The organism is Parasphingorhabdus sp., assembly GCF_965233695.1.
Lineage (GTDB): Bacteria > Pseudomonadota > Alphaproteobacteria > Sphingomonadales > Sphingomonadaceae > Parasphingorhabdus.
On the sequence record NZ_OZ247497.1, the window covers coordinates 1,372,017 to 1,393,269 of the forward strand.

Consider the following 21,253-nt stretch of genomic DNA (forward strand, 5'->3'; position numbering starts at 1 on the left):
TCGAAAGGAAATTAAAAATGCTTATCTCCCAAAGTCCCTTGCGCCACATTGCCATGCTTTTTGTCGCAATCTTGACAACCACTCTCATCTTCACCGCCAGTGCGGCCAATGCCCGCAGCAAGCCCGTGGCTTATACGGCCGAGCTGCAACAGCCGGTGGAGGCGACGCGCCATATCATCAAGGGTACCGTGATGCATTGTGCCGGAACCGAGTGCAAAGCGGCCAAAAGCAGCTCATCAGTCAAGACCGTCTGCGCGCGTTTGTCCCGCAAGGTCGGCCCATTGGCATCGTTTTCCTACAAAGGGGAAGCCATTGATGCCGAGGCTCTGGCCCAATGCAACGGTGACAAAAATGGCGCCGAGCAACGGATAGCGAACCGCAAATAAATCGACTTCACGACCGGCCACTCAATCCCGTAACAGCCATGGAAATGGCTCCGCCGGTCTCACTCAAGCGTTGAAGCCATGACTTTCACCCTCGAAGGCATTGGCTTCAACGCTATTTTTTTGTTGCTCCAGCCGGGAAAGCCAGACAACTTGCCTTCGTGTTAAGGCAATATGAACTTGTAGAGCGGGTGCGCAGCTATGACCCGGACGCGGACGAGGATCTGATCAACCGCGCCTATGTGTTCTCCGTTCAGAAACATGGCAGCCAGAAACGCGCGAGCGGTGATCCCTATTTCAGCCACCCGATTGAAGTCGCCGGGCTGATGACCGATCTCAAGCTCGACCAGCAGACCATCGTGACGGCGTTGCTCCACGATACGGTCGAAGACACTCTGACCACCACCGAAGAGATTGAAAAGCTGTTTGGGGCCGACATCGCCCGGCTGGTCGATGGTGTGACGAAATTGTCGAAGATTGAGGCGCAGACCGATAATGAACGCGCGGCGGAGAATTTGCGCAAATTCCTGCTCGCCATGTCGGATGATATCCGCGTGCTACTGGTCAAGCTGGCCGACCGGTTGCACAATATGCGCACGCTGCATTTCATCAAGAGCGAAGAAAAACGCCAACGCATTGCCCATGAGACGATGGATATTTATGCGCCGCTGGCCGAGCGGATCGGCATGTATGAATATATGCGCGAGATGCAGCTGCTGGCATTCAGCCATCTCGAGCCGGAAGCCTATGAGACGATCACCGGCCGGCTCAATGCGATCAAGGAAGGCGATGACGGGCAGGTTCACAAAATTGCCCGTTCGCTGGAAAAGGCGCTGGCAGCGGGCGGTCTTGCCGCAAAGGTAAGCGGCCGGGAAAAGCACCCCTATTCGATCTGGCGCAAGATGCAGGAGCGCCATGTCAGTTTTGAGCATCTGACCGATATCATGGCGTTTCGGGTCATTACCGATAACAGCGCGGAATGTTATCGGGCGCTGGGCATATTGCACCAGAAATGGAAAACGGTTCCGGGGCGTTTCAAGGATTATATCTCGACGCCAAAGCGCAACGGTTACCAGTCGCTGCACACCACGATCATGCACGGCAATAATATGCGGGTGGAGATACAGATCCGTTCGGAGCGCATGCACCGCGACAATGAATATGGGCTGGCGGCGCACTGGGCCTATAAACAGGGTGGCGGGCCGGATGGGCAGGCGGGCTGGATCCGCGATCTCATCGAGATTCTCGACCATGCCGAGGATGCCGAAGAGCTGCTCGAGAATACCAAGCTTGCCATGTATCAGGACCGGATATTCGCCTTCACGCCCAAGGGCGCGTTGCTGCAAATGCCGCGCGGGTCGACGACGGTCGATTTTGCCTATGCGGTGCATACCGATCTGGGCAATCAGGCGGTCGGGGCCAAGGTCAATGGCCGCCACGTGCCGTTGCGGACACAGCTGACCAACGGCGACGTCGTCGAGATCCTGAAATCCGATGGGCAGGAGCCGCAGCCCGGCTGGCTGTCCTTTGTCATCACCGGCAAGGCGCGCGCCGCCATCCGCCGGTTCGTGCGGCACAAGGAGCGCGACGAGATTGTCGAGATAGGCACCAAGCTATATGACGAGATTGTCGAACGGCTGCCCGGAAAGATCGGGAAAAAGGCGCTGAAGGCGGCGCTCAAGCGCCTCGATATGGACGATGAGGACGATCTGATGATCGCCATCGGCACGCGCGAGCTGAGCGACCGGGAGGTCATGGAAGCGCTGATGCCCGGCAGCGTGAACGATAATGACGACGACCGCGAATGGCCGGAGCAGGACCGCGCGATTTCGATCAAGGGGCTAACCCCTGGCGTTGCCTTTGACCTGGCCGAATGCTGCCATCCGGTGCCGGGTGATCGCATCGTTGGCCTGCGCCGCAGCGGGGCCAATGTCGAGGTGCACGCGATTGACTGTCTGAAACTCGCCGATGGTGTGGATGCCGACTGGGTGGACCTGAGTTGGGGCACGGAAACCGATGGCGCGGCGGCGCGGTTGATGGTTGTGCTGCACAACAAGCCCGGCACGCTCGCTGAGATGGCCGGGATTTTCGGCTTTCACAATGCCAATATCCTGCGCCTCAGAATGACCAACCGCGATGCGCCCTTCCATACGTTCGAGGTCGATCTGGAGGTGCATAATGTCCACCACCTGATGCGGATATTATCGGCGCTCCGGGCATCGGAAGCGGTGGCGCAGGCCGAGCGGCTTTAGCCCGCCCGCCAAGCGGCAACACCGGCGGGCTTGATCCGCGCCTCGCCCAAAATCAGCGCACCGCCCTGCATGTGATCAGTGATGTCGCAATCACCGGTTCCATAGTTAAAGGCAAAATGGACATCGCCGAGTTGCCGGACGCGCAAATCCCTTGGCAGGTCGAATATCGCGACGCCAGCCTCCCCCGCCATGTCGGCAAAAACCCGTTTGATCAGCGGTGCAGGCGGCCAGCTGGCAAGATAGCGGACGGGCCCGTTGGAGAAGAGCACGCCGCGGCCATCATCGACCATTTCGTCGGCTGACAATCCGGTTTCCACCGTCTCAATCCAGCGCGTGACTTCATAGTCCGACCCTTTTTCGGTCATGCCGGGCCGCAGGCTCTCCACCCGCGCCACTTTCAACGGGATCAGTTGCTGCAACGGACCGGGCGCCAGATCAGCTGGAATCGCAAAATCGGCGGTCTTGCTGCCGGTTCTGGGTCCGAACAGGATCGGGACGTTCCGCTTTGCAATCCGCTCCACCAGTGTCGGGCTCAAAATCGGCAGGCTCGGCACGACGACCATTTTATAGCGATCCAGCACCGCATCGGGCGACACGATATCGACATTCAAACCCAGTTGCCGCAGTGCGCTGTACATTTCAAAAACCAGCTCGAGATAGCGGAAGCTCTGCCCTTGCGGTTGTGCCTCGAACAGCCAGGCGGCTTCGTAGGAAAAGAGCAGCGCAACCGATTTCGCTGTCTCGCCAATCTGTCCGAGCTGCTGGATATCAGCCGCCGCCATCGCCGCCTCATCACCACCCGGTGCGACTGCGCTATCGGGACGCAGCAAACCCGCGTGCATCTGTTCCTGCGCAAAGGGTGCCTGCCGCCAGCGGAAATAGGACACCAGCTCCGCCCCGTGCGCCATCGCCTCCAGCGTCCACAGCCGGACCATGCCGTCCAGCGGCGCCGGATTATAGCGCGCCCAGTTTACCGGTCCGGGCTGCTGCTCCATCACGCTCCAGCGGCCACCGGCACAACATCCGCGGTAGAGATCGTGGTGAAATGCGGCAATATCGGGATGGCCTTGGCGGGTATAACGCAGCTTTTCCTCATCACTGAACCAGAATTGTTCGAGAAAGCCGAGCGGATAGCTGTCCCAACTGGCAACATCGAGATCCTTGCCCACATCATGATGATCAAATTCGGTGAAGAAGCCCATATAATTGTGAATCATGTCCCGCCCCGGCGACCGCGCGCGCAATATATCCACCTGCAGCTTGTTGAAAGTAACAACCTCGTCCGAGGCAAAGCGGCGATAGTCGAGCACATGGGCCGGATTGGGCTCGGTCACCGTCAGATTGGGCGGATCAACCTCATCAAAGCTGCGATATTCCATGCTCCAGAACACGTTGCCCCAGGCGCTGTTGAGCGCATCGACATCATCATATTTGTCGGCCAGCCACCGGCGAAATGCTGACGCTGCGGCATCGGAATAGCTCACAATCGTATCGTGACAGCCATATTCATTATCGGTCTGCCACGCGACAATGGCCGGGTTGTCGCCATAGCGCTGCGCCATCGCCTCGACGATCCGTTGGCATTGTTCGCGATAGCCCAGATGGGAAAAACAATAATGGCGGCGCGATCCGAATTTGCGCGGGCGGCCCTGTTCGTCGACGGCGACCATATCGGGCATGCTGTCGACCAGCCATTTGGGCGGTGTCGCGGTGGGTGTGCCGAGAATAATCTCCAAGCCCGCATCACCCAGCGTCTTGATTGCCCGGTCGAGCCATTCCCATTCATATTGCCCCGCCGCCGGTTCGAGACGGCTCCACGCAAATTCGCCAATACGCACCTGCGATAGCCCCATTTCCACCATGCGCTTGGCATCGTCGGCCCAGATGTCCTCCGGCCAATGTTCCGGATAATAGCAGCATCCCAGTTTCATCATTTGGCTTTATCCCTTTTCTTCGATGGCGATCAGCCAGGCTGTTTCCGGGTGGGTCAGTGGCAGCGCCAAACCGCGTTCGGCCAGCACCCGCCCGCTCAAGACCATCCCGCTTTCCCACGCAGCGGGATCGGCGAGATAGGCAGACGCCTTGTGCGGCCACGGCTTGGGCAGGGTGACGCGGTAAAGTTTTCCGGCATCCAGACCCGGCAAGCGGACTGGCGCGACATTGAAATTCTCCGCAAAGCCGGTCTGCGCAACCACAGCCAGAGCGCGTTCGCCGTTCACCACCATCTGGCCATAGATGCCGGTTTCGGGATGATGCAATTGCCGGAAATCACCCTGATGCAACAGGGCGCGCCATTGCTTGTAGAGCGCGATATGCGCCCGCAAGACCGCCCGCTCATCCTCGCTCATCGCCGCCGGATTGGTCTCGACACCCATATGACCGAACAGGGCGACCTTGGCGCGGAAATCCATATCGGTGCGGCGACCGGTGATCGGATTGGGCGACGGCCCGACATGATTGCCAAGGATCTCGAGCGGCAGGAACCGCGTCCAGCTTTCCATGATCCGCAGCCGTTCGATCGGGTCATTATTGTCGCTCGGCCAGATACGGTGACACTGTTGCAATATGTCAAAGCTCACGCGCCCGCCACCGCTGGAACAGCTTTCAATCTCCACCGCCGGATAGCGCTGCCGCAGCTTGCCGAGCAACCTTTGGATCGCAAATTGCTGCAAGCCATTGTCGGGAAAGAGCCGCCGGTTATGATCCCATTTCAGATAGGCAATATCATGTTTGTCGAGCAAAGCAGCCAGCGCGTCATGAATATAGGCAAAAGCATCTTCGCGGCTGAGATCAAGCACCAGTTGATTGCGCTCCGTCGGACGATCCGCACGATTATCATGCAGGCACCAGTCGGGATGGGCGCGGTATAGATCGCTGTCGGGCGACACCATTTCCGGCTCAACCCACAGGCCGAAATCCATATCGAGTCCCTGCACATGGTCGATGAGCGGCGTCAGGCCATTTGGAAAAATCGCTTCATCCACTTGCCAGTCGCCGAGACCGGCATGGTCACCGCGCCGCCCTTTGAACCAGCCGTCATCCAGCACGAAACGTTCAATGCCAAGGTCGGCGGCGGCTGTGGCCAGTGTCCTTAACTTGGTTTCATCGAGGTCAAAGGCCAGCGCTTCCCAGCTGTTGAGATGGACCTTGCGCGGCCCCCAGTCTGATCGCAGCGGCAGGATATGCGTCCGGACATGATCGTGAAACAGCTGCGTGAGATGATCCCGATCATCACCAAGGATCAACGTCACTTGGCCGAGATCGGCAGTATCACCGGCGTTCAGCGCAATTCCGCCCGGTTGCCGTAGCGCCTCGATGGACAGGCAGGCCCGGCCATCCTGATCCTGCACGACATGGGCCAGATGATCGCCACAGGAAGATGCATGAATGCCAAGACATTCTCCGCCATCTTTCTGGCCGTCATCGCCATGAAAGATCAGCCAGTTGCCCGCATCAAAGCCGGGCTTGCCATTGGCCGAGCGCATCTCGATGGCCTGGGGACCGATGCGGCTTGTCGTCGCCTGCATCTCGCGCGCCCAGCGCCCATGAAAAGCGGTCATATGGCTAAATGGGCGGGGCAGCGGCAGGGAGAGCGATGACGCGGATTCAAGGATGATGTCCCCTTCGTCATCGGCCAACAATTGGGTTGTTACTTCAATGGTGCGGGCATCGACAATTTTCCAGTGCAGGTCGACTTGCAAGCCGGTCGATTTCTCAACCCACATGGCCGTCATCCGGCATCCATCCGCTTCGACATTGACGAGTTGAAAATCGCAATGGACAGCCTGTTCGCCGGACCGGATCTGAAAAGCCGGCCGGCCGCGATAGCCGTCACGGGCTTGCGGCAAGAGTCCGCCTATGCGGGGGTCATCCGGCTCATTTTCGTGGCGGCCAAAATGTCCCGCAGCCACCAGTGCCAAGAGGTCTTCGCCATCGGGCAAGTGCGGGCCCAGATAGGCCAGATCTATTTCATCGCGTCCGGCGGCGACAAACACCAATGTGATGGCATTGCCATCCAGCCGCCAGCTTGTTCCCCTCTCAACCATCGGCCGATTAGGCGATGAATTCTGGCGCAAAGTCAAACGGTTTCCGACGCAATTCGGCTTGGCTTTTGGGTAGACTGGTCCTAACAAAAGCCACCCCGGGGAAAACAGAACAAGGGGGCAAAGGGGATCGCATGTTAGACAATTTACCGACAACCAGCGGCGTACAGATTATCGTCTGCATCGCCATCACTGCAATTATCGGTTTTGCAACCTGGGCAAAAGTCCGGCAGGCGAAGACCCATGACGGGTCGAGCAAGGACGTGTTTCTGGCTGGTGGCGGCCTGACATGGTTGTTTGTTGCCGGCTCGATCACGCTGACCAATCTGTCGACCGATCAGCTGGTCGGGATGAATGGCAACCAGATGCTGCTCCTCGCCTGGTGGGAGATTTGCGGCTTTGCCGGATTGCTGATCCTCGCGTTCGTTTTTGTCCCGATCTATTACAAGAATAACTGTACGACGGTGACCGAGCTGCTCGAAAAGCGCTACAAGGGCAAGAGCATCCGGACGCTGATTTCCGGACTATTCCTGTTCGGCAACATCCTGATCTATCTGCCCGCCGCGCTCTATTCCGGGGCCCTGTTCATGCAGTCGCTGTTCGGCAGCAACATACCGCTGATCTATTTTGCCGGCATATTGGCTGTCATCTCGGCGGCCTATACGATTTTCGGCGGGCTGCGCGCGGTGGCGGTGATGGACACCTATTCGGGCGTTGGCATATTGGGTCTGGCGGTGGCCATCGTCATATTGGCGCTGGCAGCGGTGGACTATGATATTGTCACCGACGTTCCCATGGAGCGGCTCTCGATGATCGGCGGACCGGATTCACCCATCCCGTTTCACACCCTGTTTACCGGCATGATCTTCATCCAGATATTCTACTGGTCGACCAACCAGAATATCACCCAGCGGGCAATGGCGGCGCCGACGGTGAAGGAAGCGCAAAAGGGCGTGATGGCTGCGGCGATTATCCGCATATTGATCGTGCCGCCGATTGTCGTCATTCCCGGTGTTGTGGCGTACAAGCTGTTCGGTGACATTGGCGATGCCGCCTATGGCCGGTTGGTGGCCGAAGTGCTGCCGGGATGGTTGTCGGGCGCGTTTGCCGCGATGGTGGCGGCGGCCGTTATCACGACCTTTAGCGCGGTGCTCAACAGTTCGGTTGCGCTTTATTCGGTGGATTTTCACGAGCAGTTTATTGGCGAGGTCAAGGATCACTGGAAATTGGGCGGGGCGGTTTCGGTCCTGTTGACGGTCGTTGCGATCATGCTGGTGCCGCTTTACCAAAATGCGGAGAGTATCATCAACCTGCTGCAGCAGCTAAACGGCTTGTTATCGATGCCGATCCTTTCCGCCTTTATCGCCGGACTGCTGTTTCGCGGGGTTTGCGCGCCAGCCGCGGTTGGCGGGGTGATCTGGGGCGTGCTGCTTTACGGTGCCTATACGTTCCGGCTGGAACCGGCGGGCATTATCACCATGCATTATATCGACTTCATGGTGGTCACGCTGGCAACATCGGTCATCGCCGCCTTGCTGGCCAATCGCGCCATGGGCAATAAAGCGCGCTTTGCCGGATTTAGAGAGGCGCTGACGTAACGGCCATGTTTGACAAACCGCATCGCCGCTATAACCCGCTGAAAGACGAGTGGATATTGGTCTCGCCGCAACGGCTGTCCCGTCCGTGGCAGGGCGACGAGGGGGAACTGGAAGAGCAGCCGCCGTCTTATGATCCCGAATGCTATCTGTGTCCGGGAAACGGGCGGATCACGGGGGAACAGAATCCCGCCTATGACGGGGTGTTTGTCTTCAAGAATGACTTTGCCGCGTTGATGGAAGATGTGCCGGTTCAGCAGGCCGACGATCCGCTGTTCCGCGCCGAGACGACCTCTGGCGAATGTCACGTCATCTGTTTCTCGCCCGATCACGGCAAGTCCCTGCCGCAACTGTCCCGGGACCAGATCGTGGCGGTTGTGGACACATGGTGTGAGCTTTCGGATAGGCTTGGGCAAACTTACACATCGGTCCAGATATTCGAGAATAAGGGCGCAATGATGGGCTGTTCCAACCCCCATCCCCACGGCCAGGTTTGGGCCGCGAGCCACGTCCCCGACGAACTGCGCCGCGAAAATGCCAGTATGCGCGGTCATTTCGCAAACTTCGGAACCCCCATGCTGCTCGACCTCGCCCAGCGCGAAGCAGAGCTTGGCGAACGGGTGGTGGTGCAAACGGATCACTGGCTGGCCATCGTGCCCTATTGGGCGGAATGGCCGTTCGAGACGCTGCTGCTGCCCCGCTTTCCCGTACAGCGCATGCCGGACCTGAACGTGGAGCAGCGGGACGATCTGGCCCTGGCCTTGCAAGAGCTCACCGTACGCTATGACAATCTCTTCCAGTGCAGCTTTCCCTATTCCATGGGCTGGCACGGCGCGCCCTTTGGTGAGGATGACGCGGCACATTGGCAGCTCCACGCCCATTTCTACCCGCCGCTGCTGCGCTCTGCCACCATCCGCAAGTTCATGGTCGGCTACGAAATGCTAGCCGAAGCACAGCGCGACCTGACGCCCGAGAAAGCGGCAGACATGCTGCGATCTGTCAGTGATACCCGTTTCAGCGAGCAGGCCCGATGACCGCGGAACGTCGCGCGCTTTTGCGGGACAGGGTGACGCAGGCCTATGTCGACAGCTATGGCGAAGAACCGGCGATGCTGGTGGCGGCACCCGGCCGCGTGAACCTGATCGGCGAACATACCGACTATAATGACGGCTTCGTTTTACCCTGTGCAATCGACTATGAAACGATGGTCGCGATCGGACCAGGCAGTGGGAGTCAGGTTGATGTGGTCGCCTGCGATTTCGACAGCGATCGAGATAGCTTCGATCTGACAGAGCCGTTTGCAAAACAATCGGCTGAATGGAAAAATCATGTCCGCGGAATCGCTGCCAGCCTGATCGATAAAGGGTTATCGCTTCTTGGCGCGAATATAGCAATTGGCGGAAATGTGCCTCAGGGCGCTGGCCTTTCATCCTCTGCTTCACTGGGCGTGGCACTGGCCAAGGCTTTTACGGAACTAAGCCAGCCTGGCGCGTTGAACGAGACAGACCTTGCATTGACGGCACAGCATAGCGAGAATCACTATGTCGGCTGTGCATGCGGGATCATGGATCAGCTCGTCTCCGCACGCGGTCTTTCGGGTTCTGCGCTGCTAATTGATTGCCGATCATTAGACACCAAGCCAGTCTTTATTCCCGATGATCTGGCCATCATGGTTATACATTCCGGAGTTCAGCGAGGACTGGTCGATAGCGCTTATAACGAAAGGCGAGAGCAATGCGAGAAGGCCGCTGCTCATTATCGTGTCGCCGCACTTCGCGACCTGACCATCGAACAGCTTGAGGCAGGGCGCGCGGGGTTAGACAGCCTGAGCTATCGCCGGGCGCGCCATGTCGTTACGGAGAATATGCGTACATTGGCGGCGGGAGAGGTGTTGAAAGACGGAGACCTTTCGGCATTATCCAAACTCATGGCAGAATCCCACGCCTCAATGCGCGATGATTTTGAGATTACTGTGCCAGCAATTGATCGCTTAGTTGAGATTGGGGCAGAATATCTTGGCGCGGCAGGTGGTATCCGAATGACGGGTGGTGGCTTTGGTGGCTGTGTAGTTGCGATAGCACCGAAATCACGAGTGACAGCATTGGAAGCTAGGGTGAACGAGCACTATCAGACACCTGATGCCTGTCATGCTCGGTTTATCCTGTGCGCGCCATCGGGTGGTGTTTCGGTTTTATCTTGAACTCAGGCTGGGCTGAGAGCGTCCAGCGACAATCCTGTCCGCCGTTCTAGCGCGAGCATTGGTTAAAGTCTTACTGTCCTGGTATGCCGGGTGGCGGCCCGCCGGGCATGCCGCCTTGTTGTTGCATTTGCTGCTGTAGCGCCTGCATCTGTTCTGCCGAGATAAAGTCGAGCAGAGTGACATCAAAGATCAAAATCGAATTGGCTGGTAATTCAGGGCCCGGTGACTGTTCGCCATAGCCAAGTTCGGATGGGATCCAGATGCGGTATTCGCCGCCTCTCTGCATGAGTTGCAAGGCTTCGGAAAAACCGGGTACAACGCCGCCTACTGGCATTGGCGTCTGTTCGTTTTCGTCAAACACATTACCGTCGCGGGTCGTGCCTCTGTATTTCACAAGCGCCGTATCGGTGGCAGTGGGAGAGGGGCCTTCACCAGGCTTCAACACTTTATATTGCAGGCCGGATTCTGTTGTTACCACGCCGTCTTCATCGCCGTTGCTTGCCAAAAACTGTTCATTGGATGCGCCGGTTTCAACCGCATTTTGCGTGCCGACATAGGCCAGAGCAGTAGCCACTACCAGAACCAGCGCAAGTCCGATCCACAATTTGGTCAGTGACCCTTTTTTGATTGGCCGGATCGGAACAGTGGTGACGGACATATCGGACTACCTAATTGATGAAAGTCTAAGGGTAATGCGCGGACCTTAAATCGTACCGTCGCGTTCCATCCGCTTGCGTTCCATCTTGCGAGCGCGGCGTACAGCGGCAGCTTTTTCGCGTGCACGCTTTTCAGAAGGCTTTTCGTAATGCCGGCGCAGTTTCATTTCGCGATAAACGCCCTCACGCTGCAATTTCTTTTTGAGCGCCCGAAGGGCTTGATCAACATTATTGTCGCGAACCATGATTTGCATAAGACTGAGTAACTCCGTTCAAAATCGTCGATAGGCCGGGTAAATTCATAACCGGCCGAAAATATCATTAAGCCATAAAAAAGGGTTTGCAGATGATTCGTTCAGCTGCAGTTGCTGCGCGCCTAACAGGCTAATCCACCGATTTCAAGCATTTCCGACTCTAATATGTGGCATTTTTGCACAGTTTCCAAGCCGTTTTCTGCCTTGATCCATGCCTTCAACGCCTTTTGATTATAACCTGCACCTGTGCCATATCGGTTTCAAAGCGCAATTTAAGCGAATCAGGAGAGACAAGATGGCCACCGCAATCAATATCCAATCGAGCTGCAGCGAAGAAGAATGGAAGGCGCGCCAGCGGCTTGCCGCCTGTTACCGGATATTTGCCTATCTTGGTTGGGATGAGATGATATTCAATCATGTCACGCTGAAAGTGCCGGGCGAAGATGATGCTTTTCTGATCAACCCCTATGGCCTGCATTTCAGCGAAGTAACTGCTTCCACACTGGTCAAGATCGATATTGATGGGAATACGCTCGATGGATCGACCTATCCGGTGAACAAGGCCGGCTTCACGCAACACAGCCTGTTCCACCGGGAGCTGCCGGATGTCCATGCAATCATTCATACTCATACGACAGCGACTATGGCGGTGGCTTCGCTGGAAGGCGGATTGCAGCCAGTTAATTTTTATGCTGCCGCCATTGTTCCGCGCCTTGCCTATCACAAGTTTGAGGGTGTCACGGTTCATGAAGATGAAGGGCCGCGTTTCCTTGCGAGTCTTGGCAAGAAACGCATGATGTTGCTGGAAAACCATGGTCCAGTGGTCATGGGCAAAACTTTGGAAGAAGCATTTCTCAACCACTGGGTCTTGCAGCGCGCTTGCGAGATTCAGATGCAGACGCTGGCCATGGGCAAGCCGGTGATGATCGGTGAAGAGGTAATCAAGAAGCATCTCGCTAATCTGTCACAAGCGTCGATTGATCCTGCCATTCAAGGGGTGCCAGAATTTGATGCGATGGTGCGCCTGATCGACCGGGAAGACAAAAGCTGGCGGGAATAGTCTTGCCAAACCTGCTGCCTTAAGGTTAGCCCGCGGGATAATGACCGGTGCGTCGGGTTTAAAATCAGGGCTTCGGCAGCCCAGTTTCTTGCGGATTTTTATATGGCTTTTTCTCAATGACCAAATTCACCGTCAATGACCGGCCTGTAGAATATCGGATGGATGGCGACACGCCCCTCCTATGGGCGCTGCGTGATGCTTCCAATCTGACTGGCACAAAATATGGTTGTGGAACGGGCGACTGCGGTGCCTGCATGGTTGAAATAGACGGCGAAGCGATTCGCAGCTGTCTGGTCACTATCAGCGAACTGGAAGGCCGGTTCATTACAACAATCGAAGCCCTGTCCCGTGATCGCAGCCATCCGGTGCAGCAAGCATGGGCAGCAGAAAATGTACCGCAATGCGGCTTTTGTCAGTCGGGCATGATCATGGCGGCGTCGGTCTTGCTAAAGAAAAACAACAATCCGTCCGAGGACGCAATTGATGATGCGATTACCAATATCTGCCGCTGCGGTACCTATCCCCGGATACGAGAGGCGATCCAGCGTGCGGCGCGTGTAGCGCGCGGGGATGATGTGCTGAGCGCCGCACCGCCACCGGGCATTGATCCGGCGGATGCCGCGAAAGCAGTCCCGGCTCTGACGCCCAAAAAGTAGGGCGGACGGGTGAACGCTTGGATCTATCTGGCGGCGGCCATCGTGCTGGAGATTCTGGCCACGACTTTGCTAAAACTGTCCGATGGTTTTGCAAAATGGTACTGGGGCGTTTTGTCAATTGCGCTATACTCGGCTTGCTTCTGGGTTTTGGCCCCGGCGCTCAAGACCCTGCCGGTCGGTGTGGTCTACGCCATCTGGTCCGGCGCGGGAATAGTGGCCATCACGATTATCGGAGCATTTTTCTTTGATGAGCGGCTCGCTGCGCTGCAATTTTTTTTCATCGCAATGATCTTGATCGGAGCGATGGGGCTGCAACTGACCACCCAAGCCTAGTGTTTTTGACGATCGGTAACCGGTTCATGCTGGGCCCGCCAACGGGTTGGGGTGGGGGGTCGACAGACCCAGCATGATCTAAAGTTCGTAGTCAATCACCACGGATTAGTAAATTCAGCAATTCAATCGGACAATGTTAAAAACTGAACGTCGCCGTAAGGCGACCATTAATTGGTTCACCCGTCGTAATATTATCATTATTGTGGACGGACGGAAAATAGGTTTCATCAAACAGATTCTCGATGTTCAGTTGAATCTTGAACCGTTCGTTCACGGTGTAATAAAGGGCGGCATCAACCCGGGTGAAGGATGGGACGCGCACCGTATTATCATTGGTAGCAAATTGGCTCGACTGGTGGGTCACGCCGAGACCGGCGGCAAATTGATCGGTGAAATCATATTTCGTCCACAATGAAGCCATATGCTTGGGCACTTGGAACAGCTGCAAATCCTGCCCGTCCACTGTGCTCTGATTGCGCTGCTCACCGTTCAGATAGCTGTAACCGGCGTTAACTTGCAATTTCTCGGTTAAACGGCCTACCAACTGGATTTCCGCACCTTCTGTACGGGAACCGGACAGGGTGGTATCGCCCTGATTGTTCAGCAATATCGCCTGATTGTCCCGATCAAGCCGGAACAAAGCTGTGGTCAGGCTGAGCGCAGGGGTGATGTCCCATTTGACGCCGATCTCGTAATTCTCAAAGCTTTCCGGTTCCAGATCCACGGTGCCGAGCGTGTCGCCCACTGTGGGAGTCAAGGTCAGGAACTGGTCGCCGGAGCGCGGCAGGAAGCTTTTGGAGTAGCTGGTATAGATGGAGACATTTTCCTGGGGCTTGTAGATCAGGCCCAGGCGCGGCGAGAATTTATCGTCCGTTCTGCTCAGGCGCACGTTGTTTTGTATGTCGTTCACATCAATATCGAAACTGTCAAAGCGAACACCGCCGACAATCTCAAAATGGTCGCCGATGCTGATCTGATCCTGGATATACAGCGAAACGAATTTCAAGTCCGACACACGATTGCGGGTGGATGCTGGAAAGCTGAACGCAGGCTGCGCAATCGGATCGGTCAGCGGGATGGTGATCTGGTCATCATTGCTGTCAGCAAACAAGATATCCTGCCTGGCGTTGGCAGACTGTTGCTGGCCGATTTCATAGCCAAGCAACAAGGTGTGCCCAATGCTACCTGTTTCAACCGTCCAGAGCAGATTGCCCTGAGTGATGAAATTTTCGCGGTCGGTGGTGTCGTTATAGCCATCAAGGGTGATCGAATCGACTGCGGGCCCGTTGATGGGGTCAGCCAGTATGGCGTCTACCGGATAGACGTTGCGATATAGTTTGTCATAATCGGCATAAAGCGTGGTTGCATTGAATCGCAATGTGTCGCTGAAATCATGCTCGACGCGCAGTTTGACGATATGCGCCTGCAATGTGGTTTTGTTCACGCCGTCAAATCCGAAAAGGGTATCCCGAAAACCGCGTAAAGGACCGCATGGATCTTCGAAAGAACAGGGATTATCGGCAGCGCGCAATTCTGCCGGATTGCCGCGATCTACCGAACGGTCGTCATCAACATATTCGTAGGACAGCAGGATCCGGCTTTGATCGCTCAGTTCCGCGCCAATTGTCGGGTTGATCGCAAAGCGCCGACCATCAAAGAAATCGCGATGGTTGTTAAATTCTTCATAGAGGCCGTTGATGCGGAAAGCGACATTGTCGGCAATCGCCGCATTGACGTCGCCGCTCAGGTAAAAGGCACCAAAGCTGTCTACGCTGGCTGTCGTCGAACCGAATGTCTCGCCAGCGATCGGGGATTTTGTCACCCGGTTGATGATACCGCCGCCGCCACCACGGCCAAAAATCATCGCGTTGGGGCCTTTGTGAATTTCAACGCGCTCCAGATTATAGAGCGGGCGAAAATACTGCACGTCATCACGAATACCGTCGATGAAGAAATCGGCGGTTGTATTCTGGCCGCGTATCGTAATCTGATCGCGATTGCCTTCACCTTGGCCGATGGAGGTGCCCGGCGTGTAGCGCAATATGTCGCCAATATCCTGCAGCGCCTGATCGGCAATCTGTTCGCGGGTGAGAACGGAGACGGTCTGCGGGGTGTCCAGCAAGGGTGTCTCGGTTTTCAGGCCCGAACTGCTGATCGCGACATAGCCGTCTTTCTCGCCGGTAACGATAATCTCGTCCTGATCATCCCACGCAGCATCGTCCAGAGTTCCTTCCGCCGCCAGCCCGCTATTGGCCTGCAAGGCCAGAGCCATAATGCTGGCAGCAGACAAAAATTTGGCAGAGCGGAAACGTCGTGAAAACATATGCAGGATCCCTAATATGCGAATCATTCTCAATATCAGATGCCGCACTAATGAGAATAATTCTCATAAGCAATGAACTTTGTCGTATTTTGTAAATTTTCTTTGAAACATGTCGTGAGGTGGTGTTTATGGGGCACAGAAAACGGCTGTTACGGAGCAAGACATGAAAGCGACTATCTGGCACAATCCCAAATGTGGCACGTCCCGCAAGACTTTGGCTTTGCTGGAAGAAGCACCCAATGTCGATGTAACGGTGGTTGAATATCTTAAAAACCCACCCAGTCGTGCCAAGCTGGAACAGCTATACCGTGATGCTGGAATGACTCCGCAAGAAGGCCTAAGGGTGCGCGGTTCGCCCGCCGAAGAGCTGGGGCTAACGGATAATGAAGCCACAGCGGACCAGATTTTGGACGCCATGGTGACCGAGCCAATCCTGATCAACCGCCCTCTGGTTGAGACGGAAAAAGGAGTCCGCTTGTGCAGGCCTCAGGAACGGGTACAGGAAATTATCTGACAGCCCTGACTTTGGCGATTTCTGACGCATCAAAACCGGATTCCAAATATGGCTGTTATTGCAATTTATAGCATGAAGGGAGGCGTCGGAAAAAGTTGTACTGCGGTCAACCTTGCCTGGAATAGTGCTACGAATTCTTCGCGGCGGACGCTGGTTTGGGATCTGGACCCACAAAGTGCGGCATCGTTCATCCTCAACGGTGACCGGCACAAGAATGATCGGGCACAGGCTATGATTGGCGGCGACATAAAACCAGCCAAGCTCATCAAGCCAACCAAGATAGAGAATTTGGACTTGCTGGCTGCTGATGTTTCTTTACGCGGTCTTGACCGGTTCTTTTTCGACTTGAACAAGAAAAAGCATCTCGGCAAAATCTTGCGCGAACTCAAAAAAGACTATGATCGCATCATTCTCGATTGCCCGCCAGGATTGACAGAAACCAGTGAGCAGATATTGCGTAACGCTGATCTTGTGATCGTCCCGGTTATTCCATCGCCTTTATCGGAACGCGCTTTGCTTGATGTGCAACGATTCCTTGATGCGAAGCGGCGCAAACATGCGCCTTTGCTTCCTGTTTACAACATGGTTGACCGGCGCCGCACCATTCACAAGGAAACCCTGGCGAAAAACCCCAAATGGCCCACCATTCCGATGTCCAGTGACGTCGAGCGTATGACCAGGATTAAAAGGCCGGTTGGTGAATTCGCGCCGCACAGCCCGTCTGTTATGGCTTATGACAAAATCTGGCGTGGTATCGAAAGAAAGCTGTCCAAGCTGTAGACGGCTTTTTCTTAAGCGGCGCGGTCGTCGATGGAGTGTAGGTCGGCATTAAAATTTTTGAACAAATCCAACGCATCATGTGGTGCCATCGGGCGACCGAAATAATATCCCTGGATTTTTGTGCAACCGAGTTTCTGGATCATCTTCACTTCTTCTTCGGTCTCTGCCCCTTCTGCCGTCGTGGTCATTCCCAGACTATCTGCCATTGCGACAACAGCCCGAATAATCGCCAGACTTTCCGGCACGTTCTTGGCAGCGCCCTGCACGAAGCTGCGGTCCACTTTGATCGTGGAAAACCGTGTTTTCCGAAGATAGCCGAGTGAACTATAGCCGGTTCCGAAATCGTCAAGCGACAAATTGATACCCAATGCGATGATCTGATCGAGAACCTGAGTGGCACCCGTTCCTTCGCGCATGAAAATGCTTTCTGTCACTTCGATTTCCAGTCGATCAGCTGGCAATTTGCTATCGTGAAGTGCGGAAACAACCATGTCCAGAAAGTTGGGATCTGTCAGCTGGTCGGCTGATATATTCACGGCAACCTTAACTGTCGAAGGCCATTTCATTGCCTCCGAGCAGGCTGTACGCATTACCCATTCGCCAATCGGGACGATGAGCCGGGCATCTTCTGCCAACGGTACAAATTTCGCAGGTGAAACAACGCCAAATTTTGGATTGTTCCACCGTAACAACGCCTCAAAACCTTGCACTCCGCCGGTATCTGCACTGACAACGGGCTGATAGTTCAAAGAGAACTCGTCATTATCCAGCGCTTTGCGCAGCGCAATTTCCATGACCCGCCGCTCTTCGGCATGGACGTGGAGTTTTGGTTCATATTGGTTATGCGCGCCGCCGCCCTGATCTTTCGAGCGATAGAGCGCAAGATCAGCACTGCGCATGAGCATCTCAACGGTGCGGCCATCTCGCGGGCCAATCGCGGTCCCGACACTGGCACCAATATACAGCGTGTGTTGGTCCACTTCATATGGCCGCGAAAGCGTATCGATAATTTTCTTGCCCAACATATCCATATATTGGGAATCGCTCGCATCCTTGATCACAATAGCAAATTCGTCACCACCAAGGCGCCCACATAGCTCATTGTCGGTCATGATCGAGCGCAGCCGTTCAGACACACGGGCAAGCAGGCGATCGCCAACCGGGTGGCCTAATGTGTCATTGACGGCCTTGAACCGGTCGAGGTCGATCATCATGAAACCGCAGCGACCGTTCCACTTGTCGGAATCGTGCTGGGCCTTGCCCAGAGTTTCTGTCAATTGCAGCCGATTAGGTAAGCCGGTCAGCGTATCGAAGCGCGCCATATGTGAGATTTTGTCCGCAGATTCGCGTTGCTCGGTCACATCCGATCCGACGCCGCGGAAACCATGAAAAATGCCGTTTTCATCCAGCTTGGGTGAGGCTGAAATTTCCCACCAGCGGGTGACATCATTGATCATGACGGGTACCAGCATGTTGCTGAAACTGTCGCGCCGTTTCAGCTTTTCGGCCAGCTCATGCAGGGCGGGTGGGAATTTCCCTGAATCCCATGCTTGCCCGGCAACCAATTGCAGAAATGGGCGACCCTCAATATCTTCGGCAGTTTTACCGACAGCATGGGCAAATCGGGGTGACACGTGGGTCAAGCGGCGCGATGTGTCTGTCTGCCACAACCAGTCCGCGCCGGTATCTTCAAATTCGCGCAGGAGCAGGCTGACGACCTCCTTTTTTTCGTTCAGGTTGGCTTCGGCAATCTTGCGGTTGACGAACGAGCGGCCGTTCATGAGGCAGGAGGCAATCAGCAATATGGCGATGGCTGCTGAGGCCAACGCCATCTGATAGCCATTGATGAGATACCATCCAATTGCTGACGAAAGGCCGCACATACTGATGAAGATTATGCTGGCCAGCGGCACGGCAGACATCAGCATGGCTGACCCCACCATAAGGCACAACACCAAAGCCCATATCCCAACCATTGTGTTTAAGTCCGCTGCCGGACCGAAAAATATGATCGCGGTGGACCATAATAGCCCGCCTGCAGCAGATGTTAGAACAACCTCGATATTTTCTCGCCGGGAAATGCTTTTCCGTTCCCAAACGGCATCTTTGCGGGCTTTGATATATGTGTATACGTACAGGCCGAACAGGGCGAGCGTCCATAATGCGATTAGAAATCCATTGACTTGGCCCATGCAGAATTGAGCTGCCAATATCCCGCAGGTGATCGAACCGATCATCTTGATGAAACCGTTCTGATGCATGCCTTCAAATTGGAGCACGCGAATGCGCCCCCAATCCATGCCTTCAGGATCGGAAATACCAAGCAAGACGCTTACCGGAATATCGTTTGGTAATCCGGATGAGGATGACAGTTTTTCTTCCACGCTTTGCCCATACGTGGAAAACCTTAGCGAAAAGTAAGCAGAAGCGAATTTTACGCCAAATGGTTAACTGAATTTAAGCTTTGATCAGGCGGCAACCGCATAAGGCTGGATATCGCCCGACAAATAGAGGTTACGGGCCTTGGCGCGGCTCAGTTTTCCGGAGCTGGTACGCGGCAGGGTGCGCGGTGGCACCAGCTCGATAACGCAATTCATTCCAGTAATTGCTCGCACTTTTTCGCGAATTTCATCACGCAGGCGTAAACGCTCCACTTCGTCTGAAGTGCGGCATTGCACCAAAACGGCCGGCGTTTCATCGCCCCCCGGAGTGGTAATCGCAAAAGCTGCGATATCGCCGGCCTTGAACCCGGGCAATTGCTCCACTGCCCATTCAATATCCTGTGGCCAGTGATTTTTACCGTTAATGATGATCATGTCCTTGGCGCGGCCAACAATGTAAAGATAGCCGTCGGACAAATAACCCATATCGCCGGTGTCGAGCCAGCCATCCACCAGACAGGCGTCGGTCGCTTCCTGATCGCGATAATAGCATTCCATGACGGAAGGGCTCTGCATCCAGACTTTTCCAACGGCTTTTTCGGGCAGCAGGCTGCCATTTTCCTCGCGAATTTCCAGCAGAGTATCACGCACCGGTTTGCCGCAGTTGACAATTGCACGATAGCGTTTCGGACGGGTGCCATCGGCCTGTTTTTCACCGGCAAGTTCGGTTTCCTCAACCAGCTCTACTTCCATGCCTTCGCCTGGCGGCATGATGGTTACAGCCAAAGTTGCCTCGGCAAGGCCATAGCTTGGCAAAAAGGCTTTGGCGTCAAATTTGGCTGGCGCAAAGGCATCGGTAAAGCGCTGCATTACATCTGGGCGGATCATGTCTGCGCCATTACCGGCAAGACGCCACCGCGACAGGTCAAAGCGTTCAGCAACATTGGACTGGCTGCCGATCCGGCGCGCGCAAATCTCATAACCGAAAGTCGGTGAAAAGCTGCAAGATGTACCGGGATTGCGGGAAATCAGGTCTAGCCATGACAGCGGCCGACGCGCAAAATCTGATGTTTTCAGATAGTCGGTCGAAACCTGATTGCAGACCATCGAGATGAAGCAGCCCACCAGACCCATGTCGTGATAAAAGGGTAGCCAGGAAACACAGCGGTCATCCTCACCAACGTTCATGCCATGTGAGTGCGATCCGACATTGTGAAGCAGTGCTTTATGCGACACTGCAACGCCGTGGGGGAAGCGGGTCGATCCGCTGGAATATTGCAAATAGGCAATATCGCTGCTCTTGGCTTGCGGCAGTTCGCAGTCCGGCACGGTATTTTCGGCGAATTTGTCCCAACCGAAAACCGGAATTTTGCGCGACCGGCCAGCAGCTGCGGCAAGTTCTTCTATTTCATCAGGATAAAGCAATATCGCCGGGTCACAGCTATCCAGCTGGACACCAATCTGATCAATATAACTGTCTTTTCCGCCAAATGATGTTGGCAAGGGTAACGGAACCGGCCAAGCGCCAGCGTAGATCGCGCCAAAGAACAATGCACAAAATTTTGGTTCTGTGTCAGCAATCAGAGCGATCCTGTCGCCCGGCTTTACACCAAAGCCAATTAGACGGCGTGCAGCAGCCATGGCGTCTGTCTGAAGTTCCTTGAACGGATATACCCGCACCAGCGAGGCACGCGCATCGTGAAAGTTAAAACCTCTTTGGCCCTGTGCCGCATAATCCAGCGCTTCGCCGACTGTTTCGAAATCAGCGAAACGGCGGGGGAGATCGTCTGCGGTAGGGGTTGGTGTCAGCTCAGTCATACAAA

17 protein-coding genes are annotated in these 21,253 nt (G+C 55.4%); 10 read left to right on the forward strand and 7 right to left on the reverse strand.

Annotation, left to right across the window (positions count from 1 at the left end; genetic code table 11):
- The first annotated feature begins 17 nt into the window (after nt 1-17).
- Together ACO6S1_RS06465 and ACO6S1_RS06470 are read left to right on the forward strand one after the other, a co-directional pair.
- Entirely contained in the window at nt 18-386 is a 369-nt protein-coding gene (locus tag ACO6S1_RS06465) for a CC_3452 family protein (RefSeq protein ID WP_422345499.1), read from the forward strand.
- Between the two features lie 158 nt (nt 387-544).
- Nucleotides 545-2,635, forward strand: a complete 2,091-nt coding sequence (locus ACO6S1_RS06470) for a RelA/SpoT family protein (protein ID WP_422345500.1) — start codon at nt 545-547, stop codon at nt 2,633-2,635.
- Here ACO6S1_RS06470 and ACO6S1_RS06475 read toward each other — a convergent pair.
- Both ACO6S1_RS06475 and ACO6S1_RS06480 read right to left on the reverse strand, forming a co-directional pair.
- Entirely contained in the window at nt 2,632-4,569 is a 1,938-nt protein-coding gene (locus tag ACO6S1_RS06475) for a beta-galactosidase (RefSeq protein WP_422345501.1), read from the reverse strand. The two genes, ACO6S1_RS06470 and ACO6S1_RS06475, sit on opposite strands and share 4 nt — an antisense overlap.
- A gap of 6 nt (nt 4,570-4,575) precedes the next feature.
- A complete protein-coding gene (locus tag ACO6S1_RS06480) occupies nt 4,576-6,711 on the reverse strand; it encodes an alpha-galactosidase (protein ID WP_422345502.1) in 2,136 nt (711 codons plus the stop codon).
- 101 nt (nt 6,712-6,812) lie between these two features.
- On the opposite strand from ACO6S1_RS06480, the gene ACO6S1_RS06485 reads away from it, so the two are divergent.
- Genes ACO6S1_RS06485 through galK form a run of 3 tightly spaced genes read left to right on the forward strand, consistent with a single transcriptional unit; the run spans nt 6,813 to nt 10,473 of the window.
- Nucleotides 6,813-8,276 (forward strand): sodium:solute symporter family transporter, encoded by a 1,464-nt coding sequence (locus ACO6S1_RS06485; protein ID WP_422345503.1) that lies wholly within the window; start codon nt 6,813-6,815, stop codon nt 8,274-8,276.
- A 5-nt stretch (nt 8,277-8,281) separates the two neighbouring features.
- On the forward strand, nt 8,282-9,307 hold the full coding sequence (locus tag ACO6S1_RS06490; RefSeq protein WP_422345504.1) for a UDP-glucose--hexose-1-phosphate uridylyltransferase: 1,026 nt from the start codon (nt 8,282-8,284) through the stop codon (nt 9,305-9,307).
- Nucleotides 9,304-10,473: a galactokinase gene (gene galK, locus ACO6S1_RS06495; protein ID WP_422345505.1), complete on the forward strand. Its 1,170-nt coding sequence runs from the start codon at nt 9,304-9,306 to the stop codon at nt 10,471-10,473. The genes ACO6S1_RS06490 and galK overlap by 4 nt, the downstream gene beginning before the upstream one ends.
- Nucleotides 10,474-10,543: 70 nt before the next feature.
- Here galK and ACO6S1_RS06500 read toward each other — a convergent pair whose 3' ends face one another.
- Together ACO6S1_RS06500 and rpsU are read right to left on the reverse strand one after the other, a co-directional pair.
- The gene (locus ACO6S1_RS06500; RefSeq protein ID WP_422345506.1) at nt 10,544-11,131 is read right to left on the reverse strand and encodes an FKBP-type peptidyl-prolyl cis-trans isomerase; all 588 of its coding nucleotides are present in this window, start codon (nt 11,129-11,131) and stop codon (nt 10,544-10,546) included.
- A gap of 45 nt (nt 11,132-11,176) precedes the next feature.
- The gene (gene rpsU, locus ACO6S1_RS06505) at nt 11,177-11,383 is read right to left on the reverse strand and encodes a 30S ribosomal protein S21 (RefSeq protein ID WP_074204042.1); all 207 of its coding nucleotides are present in this window, start codon (nt 11,381-11,383) and stop codon (nt 11,177-11,179) included.
- A 295-nt stretch (nt 11,384-11,678) separates the two neighbouring features.
- Between rpsU and ACO6S1_RS06510 the strand changes: the two genes are divergently transcribed.
- From ACO6S1_RS06510 to ACO6S1_RS06520, 3 genes are all read left to right on the forward strand, one after another.
- Entirely contained in the window at nt 11,679-12,443 is a 765-nt protein-coding gene (locus tag ACO6S1_RS06510) for a class II aldolase/adducin family protein (protein WP_422345507.1), read from the forward strand.
- 116 nt (nt 12,444-12,559) lie between these two features.
- Nucleotides 12,560-13,099 (forward strand): (2Fe-2S)-binding protein, encoded by a 540-nt coding sequence (locus tag ACO6S1_RS06515; RefSeq protein WP_422345508.1) that lies wholly within the window; start codon nt 12,560-12,562, stop codon nt 13,097-13,099.
- 9 nt (nt 13,100-13,108) lie between these two features.
- Nucleotides 13,109-13,432, forward strand: coding sequence for a DMT family transporter (locus tag ACO6S1_RS06520; RefSeq protein WP_422345509.1), 324 nt, complete (start codon nt 13,109-13,111; stop codon nt 13,430-13,432).
- A gap of 136 nt (nt 13,433-13,568) precedes the next feature.
- On the opposite strand, the gene ACO6S1_RS06525 is transcribed toward ACO6S1_RS06520, so the two are convergent.
- Nucleotides 13,569-15,755 (reverse strand): TonB-dependent receptor, encoded by a 2,187-nt coding sequence (locus tag ACO6S1_RS06525; protein ID WP_422345510.1) that lies wholly within the window; start codon nt 15,753-15,755, stop codon nt 13,569-13,571.
- A 163-nt stretch (nt 15,756-15,918) separates the two neighbouring features.
- Between ACO6S1_RS06525 and arsC the strand changes: the two genes are divergently transcribed.
- Nucleotides 15,919-16,269 (forward strand): arsenate reductase (glutaredoxin), encoded by a 351-nt coding sequence (gene arsC, locus ACO6S1_RS06530; RefSeq protein ID WP_422345511.1) that lies wholly within the window; start codon nt 15,919-15,921, stop codon nt 16,267-16,269.
- Nucleotides 16,270-16,317: 48 nt separating this feature from the next.
- The gene (locus ACO6S1_RS06535; RefSeq protein WP_422345512.1) at nt 16,318-17,049 is read left to right on the forward strand and encodes a ParA family protein; all 732 of its coding nucleotides are present in this window, start codon (nt 16,318-16,320) and stop codon (nt 17,047-17,049) included.
- An 11-nt stretch (nt 17,050-17,060) separates the two neighbouring features.
- On the opposite strand, the gene ACO6S1_RS06540 is transcribed toward ACO6S1_RS06535, so the two are convergent.
- Together ACO6S1_RS06540 and ACO6S1_RS06545 are read right to left on the reverse strand one after the other, a co-directional pair.
- Nucleotides 17,061-19,433 (reverse strand): putative bifunctional diguanylate cyclase/phosphodiesterase, encoded by a 2,373-nt coding sequence (locus tag ACO6S1_RS06540; RefSeq protein ID WP_422345513.1) that lies wholly within the window; start codon nt 19,431-19,433, stop codon nt 17,061-17,063.
- A gap of 84 nt (nt 19,434-19,517) precedes the next feature.
- Nucleotides 19,518-21,248: a fatty acyl-AMP ligase gene (locus ACO6S1_RS06545; protein ID WP_422345514.1), complete on the reverse strand. Its 1,731-nt coding sequence runs from the start codon at nt 21,246-21,248 to the stop codon at nt 19,518-19,520.
- Nucleotides 21,249-21,253: the final 5 nt, after the last annotated feature.

Bases quoted from the DNA above. Each gene is read 5' to 3' on its own strand.
- ACO6S1_RS06465 (WP_422345499.1), top strand. From the start codon at position 18: ATGCTTATCTCCCAAAGTCCCTTGCGCCACATTGCCATGCTTTTTGTC.
- ACO6S1_RS06475 (WP_422345501.1), bottom strand. From the start codon at position 4,569: ATGATGAAACTGGGATGCTGCTATTATCCGGAACATTGGCCGGAGGAC.
- ACO6S1_RS06485 (WP_422345503.1), top strand. From the start codon at position 6,813: ATGTTAGACAATTTACCGACAACCAGCGGCGTACAGATTATCGTCTGC.
- ACO6S1_RS06490 (WP_422345504.1), top strand. From the start codon at position 8,282: ATGTTTGACAAACCGCATCGCCGCTATAACCCGCTGAAAGACGAGTGG.
- galK (WP_422345505.1), top strand. From the start codon at position 9,304: ATGACCGCGGAACGTCGCGCGCTTTTGCGGGACAGGGTGACGCAGGCC.
- ACO6S1_RS06500 (WP_422345506.1), bottom strand. From the start codon at position 11,131: ATGTCCGTCACCACTGTTCCGATCCGGCCAATCAAAAAAGGGTCACTG.
- rpsU (WP_074204042.1), bottom strand. From the start codon at position 11,383: ATGCAAATCATGGTTCGCGACAATAATGTTGATCAAGCCCTTCGGGCG.
- ACO6S1_RS06510 (WP_422345507.1), top strand. From the start codon at position 11,679: ATGGCCACCGCAATCAATATCCAATCGAGCTGCAGCGAAGAAGAATGG.
- ACO6S1_RS06515 (WP_422345508.1), top strand. From the start codon at position 12,560: ATGACCAAATTCACCGTCAATGACCGGCCTGTAGAATATCGGATGGAT.
- ACO6S1_RS06525 (WP_422345510.1), bottom strand. From the start codon at position 15,755: ATGTTTTCACGACGTTTCCGCTCTGCCAAATTTTTGTCTGCTGCCAGC.
- arsC (WP_422345511.1), top strand. From the start codon at position 15,919: ATGAAAGCGACTATCTGGCACAATCCCAAATGTGGCACGTCCCGCAAG.
- ACO6S1_RS06535 (WP_422345512.1), top strand. From the start codon at position 16,318: ATGGCTGTTATTGCAATTTATAGCATGAAGGGAGGCGTCGGAAAAAGT.
- ACO6S1_RS06545 (WP_422345514.1), bottom strand. From the start codon at position 21,248: ATGACTGAGCTGACACCAACCCCTACCGCAGACGATCTCCCCCGCCGT.